Genomic DNA, 13,805 nt, shown 5'->3' on the forward strand with positions numbered 1-13,805 from the left:
CGTGCCAAGCGCTTGCTTGGGGGACGCAGCCGGAGGGAAGGGATTACAGGGCGGAGAGGAATTCGCTGCCGGACTCCTGCCAACGAGCGATATCCACACGGATGCGCTTCTTGTCCAGCTTGCCCACGCTGGTCTTGGGAACTTCAGTAACAACGGCGATCTGCGAGGGAATCGCCCACTTGTTGATGTGGCCCTGCTCGACGAAAGGCTTGAGGTGTTCCTTCAACCCTTTCGCATCCAGTTGCTGGCCCTCGAAGAGCACCAGCAGGGCGAACGGGCGCTCGCCCCATTGCGGGTCCGGCACCCCCACCACGGCCACCTCGCGCACCGCCGGGTGACGGCTGATGAGGTCTTCCAGCTCCAGCGAGGACAGCCATTCGCCGCCGGTCTTGATCACGTCCTTGATACGGTCGCGGATATCGATGAAGCCCATGCCGTCGAGGGTGGCCACGTCGCCGGTGTGCATCCAGCCGCCGGCCCAGAGCTCCTCGCCCTTCTGCGGCTCGCGGAAGTAGCCCTGGGTCAGCCAGGGCGAACGCAGCACCAGTTCGCCCTGGGACTCGCCGTCGGCCGGCAGCAGCTGGCCGTGTTCGTCCATGATCGCCGCGTCCACCAGCGGCACCGGCACGCCGGCCTTGATCCGGTAGGTGGTGCGCTCGTCCTCGCTGCCGGCCTTGAGCTCCTCGTTGAGGTAGGCGCAGGAGATCAGCGGGCAGGTCTCGGACATGCCGTAGGCGGCGGTCAGCTGGATACCGCGGGCCTGGGCCGCCTCGTACAGCGAGCGGGTCAGCGCGCTGCCGCCGATGATGATCTTCCAGCCGTTGAAGTCCAGGCCCTGGGCGGCCTTGGCGTTCATCACCATCTGCAGGATGGTCGGCACGCAGTGGGAGAAGGTGACCTTCTCGCGCTTCCACAGCTCCACCAGCAGTTCCGGGTCGTAACGCCCCGGGTACACCTGCTTGATGCCGAGCATGGTGGCCACGTAGGGGGTGCCCCAGGCATGCACGTGGAACATCGGGGTGATTGGCATGTACACGTCGCTGTTGCCCATCAGGCGGATGCTGTCCAGGCTGGCGATGGTCGAGGCCATGGCCAGGGTGTGCAGCACCAGCTGGCGGTGGGTGAAGTACACGCCCTTGGGGTTGCCGGTGGTACCGGTGGTGTAGAAGGTGGTGGCCACCGAGTTCTCGTCGAAGTCGGGGAAGGCGTAGCGCGGGCTGGCCGCGGCCATCAGCGTCTCGTATTCGCCGATGCAGTCGGGCAGCGCGCAGGTCTTGTCGGCGCCGTCGGTCAGCAACAGGGTCTTCTGCACCGTGGTCAGCTGCCCGGCGATGCCCTGGTAGAGCGGCACGAACTCGCTGTTGACCAGCACGAAGCGGTCCTCGGCGTGGTTCATGGTGTAGAGGATCTGCTCCGGCGAGAGGCGGATGTTGATGGTGTGCAGCACCGCGCCGATCATCGGGATGGCGAACATCGCCTCCAGGTAGCGGTGGCTGTCCCAGTCCATCACCGCCACGGTGTCGCCGGCCTGCACGCCGGCCTCGGTGAGGACGTTGGCCAGGCGCGCGACGCGCTCGTTGAAGGTGGCGTAGTTGTAGCGCACCAGGTCGCGGTAGACGATCTCGCGGCTTTTTTCGTAGCGCGCGCCGGACAACAGCAGGCTCTTGACCAGCAACGGGTACTGGTAGGCATTGCTCGCAGCGGGGAGGAGACGGGTCTTGAGCATGTTCGGCTTACCTGTGGGACCTTCATGGGAGTCGATGCCGGTGACTGTAGAGGCGCGATCATGACCAATCATCCATCCAAAGAGTGATTTGCGGGTGACTCTTTGGCCTGATCCGGTCACGCGCTAGAATCGCCGCCACCCGGTCGTTCACGGCCGCCCCCAAGAACAAGAGCCACGAGGTAGTTTTCCATGTCCGAAATCGTCATCGTCAGCGGCGCCCGCACCCCCATGGGCGGCTTCCAGGGCAGCCTGGCCGCGGTCCCCGCGGTGGAACTGGGTGCCATCGCCATCCGCGAGGCAGTCGCCCGCGCCGGTATCGACGCCGCCGATGTCGAGGAAGTGATCATGGGCTGCGTGCTGCCGGCCGGCCTGAAGCAGGGCCCGGCCCGACAGGCGGCACTCAACGCCGGCCTGCCCGCCGCCACCGGCTGCACCACCATCAACAAGCTGTGCGGCTCGGGCATGAAGGCGGTGATGCTGGCCCACGACCTGCTCAAGGCCGGAACCAACACGATCATGGTCGCCGGCGGCATGGAGAGCATGTCCAACGCCCCCTACGTGCTGGAGAAGGCCCGCACCGGCCTGCGCATGGGCCACGCCGAGATCAAGGACCACATGTTCCTCGACGGCCTGGAAGACGCCCGCAGCGGCCGCCTGATGGGCTCCTTCGCCCAGGACACGGCGGACAGCAACGGCATCACCCGCGAGGCGATGGACGCCTACGCCATCGAGTCGCTCAAGCGCGCCCAGGCGGCGATCAAGGACGGCTCGCTGGCCAGCGAGATCGCCCCGGTGACCGTGACCACCCGCAAGGGCGAAGTGCTGGTGAAGGACGACGAGCAGCCGCTGACCGCCAACCTGGACAAGATTCCCAGCCTGAAGCCGGCGTTCAAGAAGGACGGCACCATCACCGCGGCCAACGCCAGCTCCATCTCCGACGGCGCCAGCGCCCTGGTCCTGATGACCGCCGAGGAGGCCGCCCGCCGCGGCCTGAAGCCGCTGGCGAAAATCGTCGGCCACGCCACCCAGAGCCAGGACCCGAGCGAATTCACCCTGGCCCCCATCGGCGCCATGACCAACCTGTTCAGGAAGACCGGCTGGAGCAAGGACGACGTCGACCTGTTCGAGATCAACGAAGCCTTCGCCATGGTCACCATGCTGGCCATGCGCGAACACGGCCTGGACCACGCCAAGGTCAACGTCTACGGCGGCGCCTGCGCCCAGGGCCACCCGGTGGGCTCCACCGGCTCGCGGATCATCGTCACCCTGATCAACGCCCTGCAGAAGAAGGGCGGCAAGCGCGGCGTGGCCTCGCTGTGCATCGGCGGCGGCGAGGCCACCGCGGTGGCCATCGAGCTGCTGTAACGCTGTTACCGGTAACAGAAAAAGGGCGCGACCATGGTCGCGCCCTTTTCGTTTCGGCTCCGTGCAAGCCGCTGTGTATGCCATTCCCTGCGCGCGATTTTCGGCTGCTGGCCGGAACATCGGTGGCAGGTCTGAGAGCCCCTCTCCCCGTGCCGAGAAAGGATTTGGTGTTAGACGGGTAATCGGTACAAGCCGGCTAACGCCGAAGCAACCGAACACACCGAACGGTCCCCTCTCCCTTCAGGGAGAGGGTTAGGGAGAGGGCGCTCTAAAACCCAACACCCAAAGCCCCAGCCAAGCACCATTCGCGAGCAAGCTCGCTCCTACGAAAAGCGCAAGCCCCCAACCCTCAGCGCAATTCGGTGAAAGCCAGCTTGACACCCAGCCCCACCAGCACCACCCCCATCATCCGGTCGAACCAGTGCCCCATGCGGGCGAAGCCGGCGCGCACGCGCTGCTGGCTGAACAGCAGGGCCACGAAGCTGAACCAGGCCGCGGTGGCGCAAGCCAGGTAGACGCCGTAGCCGGCCTGCACCAGCACCGGGGTGTGCGGGTTGATGACCACGGTGAACAGCGACAGGAAGAACAGCGTCGCCTTGGGGTTCAGGCCGTTGGTGACGAAGCCGCTGACGAAGGCCCCGCGCGGGGTGCGTTCGCTCGGCGCAGCGACCTCCACTCTGCCGTCGCCGCCGGCAGGCTTCGCCCGCAGCGCCTTGATGCCGATGTAGAACAGGTAGGCCGCGGCCAGCCACTTGAGGGTGTTGAACAGCATGATCGACTGCGAAACGATCAGGCCGATGCCCAGCAGCGAGTAGGTCACGTGGATGGAGATGGCGCAGCCCACCCCCAGCGCCGTCCAGGTGCCGGCGCGGCGGCCGTGGGTCACGCTCTCGCGCACCACCACGGCGAAGTCCGGGCCGGGGCTGGCCACCGCGAGCAGGTGGATCAATGCCACGGTGAGGAATTCCGTCCAGTACATGCAACCTCCGCAGGGGTGTGATTAACGCCGTCAGGCTGGCAACCTTACGCCAGCCCCGCTTCCCGCAAAAGGTACAGCCAGTGATGAACAGCTCCCGCGCCGTGTTCCTCGACACCGCCTCCCTCGACCTCGGCGACCTCGACCTGCAGCCGCTGCACCAGGCCTTCGGCGAACTGGTCCTGCACGCCGCCAGCGCCCCGGGCGAGATCGCCGGGCGCCTGCGCGAGGCCAACGTGGCCATCAGCAACAAGGCGCCCATCAGCGCCGAAACCCTGGCCCAGTGCCCGGACCTCAAGCTGATCCTGGTCACCGCCACCGGCACCAACAACATCGACCTGGCCGCCGCCCGCGAACGCGGCATCGCCGTGTGCAACTGCCAGGGCTACGGCACCGCCTCGGTGGCCCAGCACGCCATCGGCCTGCTGCTCGCCCTGGCCACCCGGCTGCCCGACTACCAGGCGGCGGTGCGCGCCGGGCGCTGGCAGCAGGCCACCCAGTTCTGCCTGCTGGACTACCCCATCGTCGAGCTGGAGGGCAAGGCCCTCGGCCTGCTCGGCCACGGCGAACTGGGCGGCGCGGTGGGCCGCCTGGCCGAGGCCTTCGGCATGCGCGTGCTGCTCGGCCAGTTGCCCGGCCGGCCGCCGCGCGCCGACCGCCTGGCGCTGGACGAGCTGCTGCCGCAGGTCGACGCCATCAGCCTGCACTGCCCGCTGACCGACCAGACCCGCGGGATGATCGGCCAGCGCGAGCTGGACCTGATGAAGCCCGGCGCCTTCATCGTCAACACCGCCCGCGGCGGCCTGATCGACGAGCAGGCCCTGGCCGACACCCTGCGCCGCGGCCACCTGGGCGGCGCCGCCACCGACGTGCTCAGCGTCGAGCCGCCCAAGGACGGCAACCCGCTGCTGGCCGGCGACATCCCGCGGCTGATCGTCACCCCGCACAACGCCTGGGGCAGCCGCGAGGCGCGGCAGCGCATCGTCGGCCAGGTGACGGACAACGCCGCGGCCTTCTTCCGCGGCGACAGGCTGCGGCGGGTCGACTGAAGCGCGAAGTGCTAAACTCGCGCCCTTTTTCAGGAGGCCGCATGTCCTACGCCCCTACCAGCGAGGTGCTGCTGCGCCAGATCGAACGTTTCGCCGGCCGCGTGCTGCTGGCCGGCCTGCCCGCCGACGGCCTGCTCGGCGAGCTGCCCCAGGCCCTGGGCTGGAGCTGGCACGCCGGCGAGCAGCGGCTGCTGGACGGCCGCCACCCGGGGCGCTGCCATTTCGGCGTGACGCCGCCAAGCGGCGAGTTCGACGCCGCCGTGCTGTTCCTGCCCAAGTCCCGCGAGCTGACCGACTACCTGCTGGCCGCCCTGGCCAGCCGCGTGCCCGGCGGCCAGCTGTACCTGGTGGGCGAGAAACGCGCCGGCGTCGAACGCGCCGCCAAACAGCTCGGCGCCCTGGCCAAGGCCGCCAAGCTCGACAGCGCGCGGCACTGCCAGCTCTGGCACGCCAGCGTCGATGGCGCCCTGCCCTGTCCCGACCTGCACGCCCTGGCCCAGCGCTACAGCCTGGAACTGGCCGACGGCGAACTGCAGGTGGTCACCCTGCCCGGTGTGTTCAGCCACGGCCGCCTGGACCGCGGCAGCGCCCTGCTGCTGGAGCACCTGGACGGCCTGCCCGAAGGCCACGTGCTGGACTTCGGCTGCGGCGCCGGCGTGCTCGGCGCGGTGCTCAAGCGCCGCTACCCGGCCAGCCGCCTGAGCCTGCTCGACGTCGACGCCTTCGCCCTGGAAAGCAGCCGCCTGACCCTTGCCGCCAACGGCCTGGAAGGCGAGGTGATCGGCGGCGATGGCATCGACGCGGCGCCCCCGGGCCTGGCCGCCATCGTCAGCAACCCGCCCTTCCACCAGGGCGTGCACACCGACTACCAGGCCAGCGAACACCTGCTGCGCGAAGCCGCGCAACACCTGCGTCCGGGCGGCGAACTGCGCCTGGTGGCCAACAGCTTCCTCAAGTACCCGCCGCTGATCGAACAGCACCTGGGCCCCTGCCGCAGCCTCGCCGAGGGCGACGGTTTCCGCATCTACAGCGCCCGCCGCCCCTGAGCCCGGGCGCCTCGTCGCGGGCCCACTACACTCCACCAGACCGAAAAGGGCGCGCCCAGCCGGCGCGCCTCACGAGCCGAGGATCGCCGTGAAAAGCACCGTGAAAGAAGCCGAGCTGACCTTCGTGAAGTCGCCGGAAAAGACCCCCGCGCACCTGAAGCGCTCGCTCAAGCCCAGGCACCTGAACATGATCGCCATCGGCGGCTCGATCGGCACCGGGCTGTTCGTCGCCTCCGGCAGCACCGTCGCCACCGCCGGCCCCGGCGGCGCGCTGCTGGCCTACGCGCTGATCGGCCTGATGGTGTTCTTCCTGATGACCAGCCTGGGCGAGATGGCCGCCTACATCCCCGACTCCGGCTCCTTCTCCACCTACGGCAGCCGCTTCATCGACGACGGCTTCGGCTTCGCCATGGGCTGGAACTACTGGTACAACTGGGCGGTGACCATCGCCGCGGAACTGGTGGCCGCGCAGTTGGTGATGCACTTCTGGTTCCCCGACGTGCCCGGCCTGTACTGGAGCGCGATCTTCCTGGCCATCATGTTCGGCCTCAACTTCTTCTCGGTGAAGGGCTTCGGCGAGAGCGAGTTCTGGTTCGCGCTGATCAAGGTGGTGGCCGTGGTGATCTTCATCGGCATCGGCCTGGCGAGCATCTTCGGCATCATGCACGGCATCGACTCCCCCGGCTTCAGCAACTTCACCACCGGCGATGCGCCCTTCGTCGGCGGCCTGCAGGCCATGGTCGGGGTGGCGATGATCGCCGGCTTCTCGTTCCAGGGCACCGAGCTGATCGGCGTCGCCGCCGGCGAGTCGGAGCACCCGCACAAGTCGATCCCCATCGCCATCCGCCAGGTGTTCTGGCGGATCCTGATGTTCTACATCCTGTCGATCTTCGTCATCGGCATGCTGATCCCCTACACCGATCCGAACCTGCTCAAGACCGACAGCAGCGACATCAGCACCTCGCCCTTCACCCTGCTCTTCGAGCGCGCCGGCCTGGCCGCGGCCGCCGGGGTGATGAACGCGGTGATCCTTTCGGCGATCCTCTCCGCCGGCAACTCGGGGATGTACGCCTCCACCCGCATGCTCTACACCATGGCCCTGCATGGCCAGGCGCCGCGCCTGTTCCGGCAGATCTCGCAGAGCGGCGTGCCGCGCTATGCGCTCTACGCCACCACGCTGATCGGCGGCCTGTGCTTCCTCAGCAGCTTCATCGGCGACAAGACCGTCTACACCTGGCTGCTCAACACCTCGGGCATGTGCGGCTTCATCGTCTGGCTGGGCATCGCCATTTCCCACTACCGCTTCCGCAAGGGCTACCTGCTGCAGGGCGGCAAGCTCGACGACCTGCCCTACCGCGCCAAGTGGTTCCCCTTCGGCCCGCTGTTCGCCTTCGCCCTGTGCCTGGCGATCACCCTCGGGCAGAACTACCAGGCGTTCGTCGGCGAGCACATCGACTGGACCGGGCTGGTCGCCACCTACGTCAGCCTGCCGCTGTTCCTCGCCATCTGGTGGGGCTACCGCCTGAAGAACGGCAGCCGCTTCGTCCGCTACGAGGAGATGGACGTCACCTCCGGCCGCGACGTCGACTGAAAGTCAGGCTTGCCCAAGCCGGACGACTTGGGCAGAATGCGCCCCGTCCTAGGGGAGTAGTCTCCCGCGAGCGGTTCCCGCCCTCGCCCGGCACGCGTCAACACACTTGGTCCGCAGACCATGGCGCGTGCGGCCCCAAGGCCCGCAGCAGTCGGGCCCGGGTTTGACAAGACCTATGACACGAGCGATCCGACCCGGGGTGGGCGGATGGCGCGTGTCATCGGTGATTAGTCGACCCGCCCCCTTAGGAAAGCCTGATGGAATCCCTGTTCGTCCCTATCCTGGTGGTTGCCCTCGCCGAAATCGGCGACAAGACGCAACTGCTCGCCCTCGTCCTCGCCGCGCGCTTCCGCAAGCCCTGGCCGATCATCGCCGGCATCGTCGTCGCTACCCTGGTCAACCACTTCGCTGCCGGCGCCGTGGGCAAATGGGTCTCCACCTTCTTCTCCGAAGCCGCCCTGAGCTGGCTGCTGGCCGCCTCCTTCCTGGCCGTGGCGGCCTGGACCCTGGTGCCGGACAAGCTGGATGACGACGAAGAGGGCGGCCTGAAGAGGTTCGGCCCCTTCCTCACCACGCTGATCGCCTTCTTCCTCGCCGAGATGGGCGACAAGACCCAGGTCGCCACCGTGATGCTGGCCGCGCAGTACCCGCACTTCTGGCTGGTGGTGCTGGGCACCACCATCGGCATGCTGCTGGCCAACGTGCCGGTGGTGCTGGCCGGCAACTTCGCCGCCGAGCGCCTGCCGCTGGCGCTGATCCGCCGCCTGGCCGCCTGCGCCTTCGCCGTGCTGGGCCTGGTCGCGGCCTGGCACGCCGCCCAGCTGTCAGGGCTGTTCTGACGGCCGCTTCGGCGTGGCGGCCAATGCCGCCGCCATGCCACAGGCCTACAGTGACAACTGTCGTCCCTAGCTGAAGGAAACAGCCATGACTGACAAGGACCTGAAACGCCTCGCCCGCCAGCACATCGACCTGAGCTGGAACAAGGGCCGCCTGGCCCTGGCCACCCAGCTGCACAGCCCGGACTTCCTCTACAAGAGCAGCTTCTCCGCCCAGCCCCTGGACAGCGCCGGCTACCGGCAGCTGATCGAGGGCATCCGCACGTCCATGGACGACCTGGAAGTGGTGGTCGAGGAATGCATCGGCGAGGGCCACAAGGTGTTCACCTGGAGCACCCTGGTCGGCACCATCAGCCGCCCCGCCTTCGGCTACCCGGCCAGCGACAAGGTGCTCAGCATCCCCGGCATGGCCCTGTGGGTATTCAACAGCCACGGCAAGCTGCAGGAGCTGTGCACGCTGATCGATATGGAAAGCTTCCGCAGCCAGATGGGCCTGCAGAACCGCCCGCTGGCGGAGCAGGCGCTGCCCTGAGGGGAAATGCCCTGCACGCGAATCGCGGATAAATCCGCTCAGCCGTAGGGCGCATAACGCCTACGGCGTTATCCGCCGTTTGGCCGCGATCCCCGGCGGCTCCAGGATTGACCTTGGCATTGGCTGTAGCGCCGGTGTATCGGCGGATAACCGCGAACGGTTATTCGCCCTACGTCGCGGGTGAGCCCGGCGTAGGGCGCATAACGCCTACGGCGTTATCCGCCGTCTGGCCGCGATCCCCGGCGGCTCCGGGGTTGCCCCTGGCATTGGCTGTAGCGCCGGTGTATCGGCGGATAACCGCGAACGGTTATTCGCCCTACGCCCCAGCCTGCGCGCGATTCGCGAACGAAGTCCGCGTCCTACAGGTACCCGTTGGCGTGGAACCAGTCGATGGCGCGGTGCAGGGTATCTTCCAGCGGCACGTGGCTTTCGAAGCCGATTTCCTCGCGGGCCTTGCGGCCGTCGAGGAACTGCCCGCCGGCCATCACCTCGATGGCGGTGTCGTCCAGCAGCGGCAGCTTGCCGGTCAGGCGGTAGCGCCAGCGGCCCAGGGTGGCCAGCGCGCGGGCGCGGTGCAGCGGCATCGGCTGCGGCGCCGGGCGGCCCAGCAGGCGGGCGATGGTGGCGGTGAGCTCGGCCATCTCCACGTTGTGCCCGGTGAGCAGGTAGCGTTCGCCAATGCGCCCGCGCTCCAGGGTCATCAGCAGGCCGCGCCCCGCTTCGCCGGCGTCGATCACGTTGCGCCGGCCCGGCACGTAGTGGGACATCTCGCCGCGACCGATGGCGGTGATCAGGCGCCCTGTGGTCGGCCCCATGTCCAGCTCGCCCAGCACCATGCCGGGAATCCCGATCACCACCGGCAGGCCGCCGCGGGCCTGTTCGCGGGCCTGTTCGTCCAGCGCCCATTTGCACATCACGTAGGCGCTCTTGCCGGTGGGCAGGCTCTCGTAGAACAGCCCCTCGTGGCCGGGCAGCCCCTGGGGGTGCATGGGCATGGCGAAGGCCGAGCCAACGTAGAGGATGCGCGACACCTTGTTGTGCTGGCAGGCCGCGTAGAAGTGGTTGGTCTGGTCCAGGGCGCTGGCCACCTCCTCCTGCCAGCGGCGCGGCCGCTGCGGGTAGTAGCCGGCGCTGAAGATCACCGCGTCCAGCCCGCTCAGGGCGCGTTCCAGCCCCTTGTAGTCGAACAGTTCGGCGACCCGGCATTCCGGCTCCAGGTAGGCCAGGCGCTGGATCTGCGAGGACGGACGGTGGATCAGCACCAGTTGGTGGCCGGCGGCCTTGATGGCGCGCGCGGCATGATGGCCGAGGAGCCCGGTGGCTCCGAGTACTGCGATTTTCACTGGCGCTCCCTGGTGATGGTCGAACCGGCCCGCGACCGGGCCGCCTGCAACGGATCGGGCTGGCCGATCCTCCCGCGCTTCACTTGCCGGCCTTGGCCTGCTCGTACAGCGGCATCACCTTGGGAATCGCGGCCTGCAGGTTGGCCATGCGGGTGGCGTCCGCCGGGTGGGTGCTGAGCAGCTCCGGCGGCTTCTCGCCGCCGGCCTGGCCCATCTTCTCCCACAGGGTCAGCGCGGCATTGGGGTTATAGCCGCCACGGGCCGCCAGCTCCAGGCCGATGAGGTCGGCCTCGTTCTCGTTCTGCCGGCTGTTGGGCAGGGTCATCAGGTACTCGACGCCGGTATTGGCCAGTTGCAGGCTGTCCTGGCCCAGGCCCGCCAGGCCCCCCAGCTGGGTAGCCATCTGCACGCCATAGGCCTTGGACATCGCCTCGCGGCCATGCTCGCGCAGGGCGTGGGCGATCTCGTGGCCCATCACCGCGGCGATCTCGTCGTCGGTGAGCTTCAACTGGTCGATCAGGCCGCTGTAGAAGATGATCTTGCCGCCGGGGCCGCAGTTGGCGTTGAGCTCGTCGCTCTTGATCACGTTGACCTGCCAGTCCCAGCCCGGGGCGTCCTGGCGGAACGCGCCGGTCTGCGGGATCAGCCGCGCGGCGATGGCCTTGACGCGCTTGGCGTCGCTGCTGCCGTTGTCCAGCTTGCCCGCGGAAGTCGCGTCGGTGAGGGTCTTCTGGTACGACTGCGAGTACATCTGGTCGACCTGCTGGCTCGACAGCATGCTGAACATGTACTGCTTGCGCTCGACGCCGACGGCGCCGCCGCTGGTGGTGTTCACCGGTTGGCAACCGGCCAGCAGCAGGGCCGCGGCCAGGCCGGCGAAACGGAATACGCTGGACATGATGCTCTCCTGAAGCATTGCATTCTCCCTGGGACAGCGCGCAATGGTAGGCCGCCCCCCGATGGCCGGCAACCGCTGTGCGAGGGAGACGACACAAGGGCGTTACAACCCATTACAAGGCATTTCCTAAGGAAACGCTGAAGTCCTGCCGATACAGCGGAACAGGCTGTCCCTGGTACGCGGGTATTTCGTCATGAAGTTCAAGTCGATCCAGTTTTCCGTGGTGGCGCTGGCGGGGGCCAGCGTGCTGGCAGTGGTGGTGGCGCTGGTGCTGTATGCCCTGTTCGCCGGCGGGCGCACCCAGACGCTGGTGCAGGAACGTACCCAGGCGCTGCTGGAAAAGGTCATCAACGAACGCCTGGTGGCCCTGGCGCGCGCCCAGGCCAGCCAGATCCAGCGCGAACTGGAATACCCGCTGACGGTGGTCAAGGGCCTGGCCCAGGCCAACATGCTGATGGACGGCAAGGACGCCGAAGGCAAGCCGCTGCTGGGCATCAGCCGCGGCGAGATGTCCAACCTGCTGCGCCAGACGGTGCAGCAGAACCCCAAGCTGCTGGACGCCTTCGCCGGCTGGGAACCCGGCGCCTTCGCCGGCCCCGACAGCCTCTACGCCGGGCAGACCGGCGCCGGCTACGACGCCAGCGGGCGCTTCATGCCCTGGTGGTACCGCAAGGCCGACGGCAGCCTCACCGTGGAAGCCATGGGCGACACCCTGGAAAGCCAGAAGGTGCTGCCCACCGGCGTGCGCGAGGGCGAGTACTACCTGTGCCCGAAGGAACGCCACAAGCCCTGCGTGATCGACCCGGCGCCCTATGAGATGGGCGGCAGGATGGTGCTGATGTCGTCCTTCAACGCGCCCATCCTGGTCGACGGCCAGTTCCGCGGCGCGGTGGGCGCCGACCTGTCCCTGGACTTCATCCAGGACCTGCTCAAGGCCGCCGACAGCACCCTGTACGACGGCGCCGGCGAACTCGCGCTGATCTCCGCCAACGGCCGCCTGGTGGCCTACACCAAGGACGCCGGCAAGCTCGGCGAACCGGCCGACAAGGTACTCGACGCCTCCCAGGCCGCCAGCCTCGGCAAGCTGCAGGGCGAGCAGCCGCTGTACCAGCAGGACGAAGCCCGCGATACCATCGCCGTGTTCCTGCCCTTCGCCATCGGCGACACCGGCACACGCTGGACGCTGATGCTGGAAATCCCGCGGCAGGCCGTGTTCGGCGAACTCAAGCAACTGCAGGGCGCGCTCAAGGCGCAGAGCGATTCCGACACCCTGGGCATGACCCTGGTCGGCCTGCTCATCGCCGCCGGCGGCCTGCTGGTGATCTGGCTGGTGGGCCACGGCATCGCCCGCCCGCTGCGCCAGCTGGTGGGCATGCTCGACGACATCGCCCAGGGCGAAGGCGACCTCACCCGCCGCCTCGCCAGCGAGCGCGCCGACGAGCTGGGCTCCATCGCCCGCGGCTTCAACACCTTCCTCGGCAAGCTGCAGGGCATGATCGGCCAGGTGGTGACCTCGGTGCAGCACGTCAGCGACTCCTCCGAGCACACCGCGGACATCGCCATCCGCACCAACCAGGGCGTGCAGAAGCAGCTGGCGGAGATCGAGCTGGTGGCCACCGCCGTCCACGAGATGACCGCCACCGCCCAGGACGTGGCGCGCAACGCCACCCACGCGGCGGAAGCGGCCAGCCACGCCGACCAGGCCGCGCACCAGGGCAGGCAGATAGTCGAAAGCAGCTCCGCGGCCATCCAGGCCCTGGCCACCGAGATCGGCCGCGCGGTCGGCGTGGTGCAGTCGCTGGCCCGCGACAGCGAGAACATCAACGCCATCCTGGTGGCCATCCGCGGCATCGCCGAGCAGACCAACCTGCTGGCGCTCAACGCCGCCATCGAGGCGGCGCGGGCTGGCGAGCAGGGCCGCGGCTTCGCCGTGGTGGCCGACGAGGTGCGCAACCTGGCGCAGAAGACCCAGCAGGCCACCCAGGAAATCCAGACGATGATCCAGCAACTGCAGAACGGCACCCGCGAAGTGGTGCAGGTGATGCAGCAGAGCCAGGAGAAGACCGACGACAGCGTGCGCCACGCCCACGAGGCCGCCCAGGCGCTGGAGTCGATCACCCAGGCGGTATCGGTGATCAACGACATGAACACCCAGATCGCCAGCGCCGCCGAGGAACAGAGCGCGGTGGCCGAGGACATCAACCGCAACGTCGCCAACATCGGCCTGGTCGCCAACCAGGTGGCCGGCGGCGCCGACGAAGCCTCCCAGGCCAGCGCCGAGCTGACCAGGCTGGCCGAGCAGCAGCGGCGGCTGGTGAATCAGTTCAAGGTCTAGAGCCCCTCTCCCCAACCCTCTCCCTCAAGCGGGAGAGGGGGCTGTCCCGAGTGGCCTGGAAGCCAGGCATCGTCCTCACACCACGCACGCGCTAACGGCATACGCGTA

At 68.2% G+C, this 13,805-nt stretch carries 11 protein-coding genes and 1 riboswitch; of the genes, 7 read left to right on the plus strand and 4 right to left on the minus strand.

Annotated features, from left to right (window positions below; genetic code table 11):
• Positions 1–43: 43 nt before the first annotated feature.
• Positions 44–1,726 (minus strand): fatty acid--CoA ligase, encoded by a 1,683-nt coding sequence (locus PKO50_RS26345; protein WP_109936252.1) that lies wholly within the window; start codon positions 1,724–1,726, stop codon positions 44–46.
• A 189-nt stretch (positions 1,727–1,915) separates the two neighbouring features.
• On the opposite strand from PKO50_RS26345, the gene PKO50_RS26350 reads away from it, so the two are divergent.
• Positions 1,916–3,091: an acetyl-CoA C-acyltransferase gene (locus PKO50_RS26350; RefSeq protein ID WP_275627682.1), complete on the plus strand. Its 1,176-nt coding sequence runs from the start codon at positions 1,916–1,918 to the stop codon at positions 3,089–3,091.
• Positions 3,092–3,440: 349 nt separating this feature from the next.
• Here the strand turns inward: PKO50_RS26350 and PKO50_RS26355 are convergent, their stop codons facing one another.
• A complete protein-coding gene (locus tag PKO50_RS26355) occupies positions 3,441–4,070 on the minus strand; it encodes a LysE family transporter (RefSeq protein ID WP_109936250.1) in 630 nt (209 codons plus the stop codon).
• Between the two features lie 80 nt (positions 4,071–4,150).
• Here PKO50_RS26355 and PKO50_RS26360 point away from each other — a divergent pair, with 80 nt between their 5' ends.
• The 5 genes from PKO50_RS26360 to PKO50_RS26380 all read left to right on the plus strand — a co-directional run bounded on the left by PKO50_RS26360 (position 4,151) and on the right by PKO50_RS26380 (position 9,121).
• Positions 4,151–5,116, plus strand: a complete 966-nt coding sequence (locus PKO50_RS26360; RefSeq protein ID WP_275627683.1) for a 2-hydroxyacid dehydrogenase — start codon at positions 4,151–4,153, stop codon at positions 5,114–5,116.
• A gap of 41 nt (positions 5,117–5,157) precedes the next feature.
• A complete protein-coding gene (locus tag PKO50_RS26365; RefSeq protein WP_275627684.1) occupies positions 5,158–6,162 on the plus strand; it encodes a class I SAM-dependent methyltransferase in 1,005 nt (334 codons plus the stop codon).
• Between the two features lie 124 nt (positions 6,163–6,286).
• On the plus strand, positions 6,287–7,753 hold the full coding sequence (locus PKO50_RS26370) for an amino acid permease (protein WP_109937310.1): 1,467 nt from the start codon (positions 6,287–6,289) through the stop codon (positions 7,751–7,753).
• 39 nt (positions 7,754–7,792) lie between these two features.
• A riboswitch (yybP-ykoY riboswitch) is annotated at positions 7,793–7,930 on the plus strand.
• Between the two features lie 80 nt (positions 7,931–8,010).
• Complete coding sequence (locus PKO50_RS26375; protein WP_109936247.1) at positions 8,011–8,592, plus strand: TMEM165/GDT1 family protein; 582 nt, start codon at positions 8,011–8,013, stop codon at positions 8,590–8,592.
• 85 nt (positions 8,593–8,677) lie between these two features.
• Positions 8,678–9,121, plus strand: a complete 444-nt coding sequence (locus tag PKO50_RS26380; protein ID WP_109936246.1) for a ketosteroid isomerase-related protein — start codon at positions 8,678–8,680, stop codon at positions 9,119–9,121.
• Between the two features lie 359 nt (positions 9,122–9,480).
• Here the strand turns inward: PKO50_RS26380 and PKO50_RS26385 are convergent, their stop codons facing one another.
• Positions 9,481–10,464 (minus strand): NAD-dependent epimerase/dehydratase family protein, encoded by a 984-nt coding sequence (locus tag PKO50_RS26385; protein ID WP_109936245.1) that lies wholly within the window; start codon positions 10,462–10,464, stop codon positions 9,481–9,483.
• Positions 10,465–10,543: 79 nt separating this feature from the next.
• A complete protein-coding gene (locus PKO50_RS26390; protein WP_275627685.1) occupies positions 10,544–11,362 on the minus strand; it encodes a M48 family metallopeptidase in 819 nt (272 codons plus the stop codon).
• A gap of 193 nt (positions 11,363–11,555) precedes the next feature.
• On the opposite strand from PKO50_RS26390, the gene PKO50_RS26395 reads away from it, so the two are divergent.
• Positions 11,556–13,697 carry a methyl-accepting chemotaxis protein gene (locus tag PKO50_RS26395; RefSeq protein ID WP_109936244.1) on the plus strand — a complete coding sequence of 714 codons (2,142 nt, stop codon included), beginning with the start codon at positions 11,556–11,558 and terminating at the stop codon, positions 13,695–13,697.
• Positions 13,698–13,805: the final 108 nt, after the last annotated feature.

Origin of the sequence: Pseudomonas sp. 273 (assembly GCF_029201425.1) — a bacterium.
GTDB lineage: Bacteria > Pseudomonadota > Gammaproteobacteria > Pseudomonadales > Pseudomonadaceae > Pseudomonas > Pseudomonas delhiensis.

What these genes read in the sequence shown, in the direction of transcription:
- PKO50_RS26345 (WP_109936252.1), bottom strand. Translation starts at nt 1,726, where the DNA reads ATGCTCAAGACCCGTCTCCTCCCCGCTGCGAGCAATGCCTACCAGTAC.
- PKO50_RS26350 (WP_275627682.1), top strand. Translation starts at nt 1,916, where the DNA reads ATGTCCGAAATCGTCATCGTCAGCGGCGCCCGCACCCCCATGGGCGGC.
- PKO50_RS26355 (WP_109936250.1), bottom strand. Translation starts at nt 4,070, where the DNA reads ATGTACTGGACGGAATTCCTCACCGTGGCATTGATCCACCTGCTCGCG.
- PKO50_RS26365 (WP_275627684.1), top strand. Translation starts at nt 5,158, where the DNA reads ATGTCCTACGCCCCTACCAGCGAGGTGCTGCTGCGCCAGATCGAACGT.
- PKO50_RS26375 (WP_109936247.1), top strand. Translation starts at nt 8,011, where the DNA reads ATGGAATCCCTGTTCGTCCCTATCCTGGTGGTTGCCCTCGCCGAAATC.
- PKO50_RS26380 (WP_109936246.1), top strand. Translation starts at nt 8,678, where the DNA reads ATGACTGACAAGGACCTGAAACGCCTCGCCCGCCAGCACATCGACCTG.
- PKO50_RS26390 (WP_275627685.1), bottom strand. Translation starts at nt 11,362, where the DNA reads ATGTCCAGCGTATTCCGTTTCGCCGGCCTGGCCGCGGCCCTGCTGCTG.
- PKO50_RS26395 (WP_109936244.1), top strand. Translation starts at nt 11,556, where the DNA reads ATGAAGTTCAAGTCGATCCAGTTTTCCGTGGTGGCGCTGGCGGGGGCC.